This window comes from Collinsella aerofaciens, from assembly GCF_902501475.1.
Lineage (GTDB): Bacteria > Actinomycetota > Coriobacteriia > Coriobacteriales > Coriobacteriaceae > Collinsella > Collinsella aerofaciens_AL.
In genome coordinates, this window is the sequence record NZ_CABWIF010000039.1 from 1 (window position 1) to 1,546 (window position 1,546).

The 1,546-nt window shown below is 67.5% G+C and carries 1 protein-coding gene; it reads left to right on the forward strand.

The window, feature by feature from the left end:
- Nucleotides 1–274: 274 nt before the first annotated feature.
- On the forward strand, nucleotides 275–1,432 hold the full coding sequence (locus GDJ93_RS07200) for an IS110 family RNA-guided transposase (RefSeq protein ID WP_226812531.1): 1,158 nt from the start codon (nucleotides 275–277) through the stop codon (nucleotides 1,430–1,432).
- The last annotated feature ends 114 nt before the right edge of the window (nucleotides 1,433–1,546 follow it).

Here is a 1,546-nt window from a genome sequence, read left to right on the forward strand (position 1 = left end):
CCCATTACAGTCTGAAGTGGGCCACCGATAAATTTCGATGGCGAGCATTCGGCGCATTGCCTACGATACGGGCAAGCCCCGAGGGGCCGCCGATCGGGCGCCTCCGGATGGCCGTCTGCCCCTGCCCCGTAGAGGGCCCGGGGGGTGTTGCCACCGGGGGCGCTCGCCGCTCCGGACGACTGATAGGAAACTGCCGGGCGCAAGCGCCACGGCCAGGTAATGTGGGTGTCGCAGGGAGGGGTTCCGATCGGCCTACCGATTGGAGGATACCACCGTGGCACCACCTAGAATGCCGGAAGCCGTCATCGGGCTCGATGTCGGGAAATCGTCCCATTGGGCATGCGTCGCGACCCGGGACGGCGAGATACTGCTGAGCGCCCCCGTCGCGAACAGGGAGGGCGATCTGGACTCGCTGTTCGGCCGCTTCCCCGACGCGCTCGTGGTCGTCGACCAGTCGCGCAACATAGGCGCCCTCGCGCTCGCCCGCGCCAAGGCGGCCGGGATGTCGGCGGCGTACCTGCCGGGACTCGCGGCACACGGGGCCGCCAGGCTCTTCGCCGGCGACGCCAAGACCGACGAGCGGGACGCAATGGTCATCGCGAAGACGGCGCTGGGCATCCCCGACGCACTCCTGCCGGTCGGGGACCCGGGCCCGACGGTCGCGGCGGCGAGGGCGCTGGCCGCCCAGAGAAACTTCCTGACCTGCGAAAACACTAGGAGCAAGAACCGGCTGCGCAGCATCCTGCTGGAATCGTGCCCCGCCTTCGAGGCGCTGGTCGACCTGTCCGACGGTCCCCAGCTGAGGCTCATGGCATCCCTCGGCGGGGCCTGGTCGGTGGCCGACGCCGGGCCCCGCAGGGCGGCGGCGCTCACGCGCGGGGCGGCGCGCGGCAAGATCGAGGCCCTCGTCCGCTCGACGGCCTCCTCGACAAGGCCGGACGCGGCAGCCATCGCCGCCGAGGACCGGGCGGTGAGGCTGCTCGCGCGCAGGATCTCCGAGAACTCGGCGGAGATCGATGTGATCACGGCGGAGATATCCGCCCTCCTCGAGGGCGACGATACCTACCGATGCCTCCTGACGGTGCCGGGGATCGGCCCCAAAACCGCTTCCGAGCTCGCGATCTCCATAGATATCGAAGACTTCCCAAGCCACGACAGGCTCGCGTCGTACTGCGGCCTGGCGCCGCGCAACCGCCAGTCGGGGACCTCGATCTCCTCGGTGACGGCATCGCGCCAAGGCAACAAGAGGCTGAAGAACCTGCTCATATTCTCGTGCAACTGCCTTACCCGGACAGAGGGAAGATGGGGCGACTACTACGCTAGGTGCCGAGAGCGGGGCATGCCGCACGGCAAGGCGCTCAAGGCGCTGGCACGAAAGAGGCTGAAGGTCATCTACGCGATCATGCGGGACAGGGTGCCCTACGCCGCCTAGTAAAAGCGCTCCGAACAGATTGGAGCCCATCGGCCGAAAGGCCTGGCGTTAGCATGTCGCGATTCAATCTCGAAAACGGCATTGCCCAGTTGACAAAACTATAGGAACACCCCC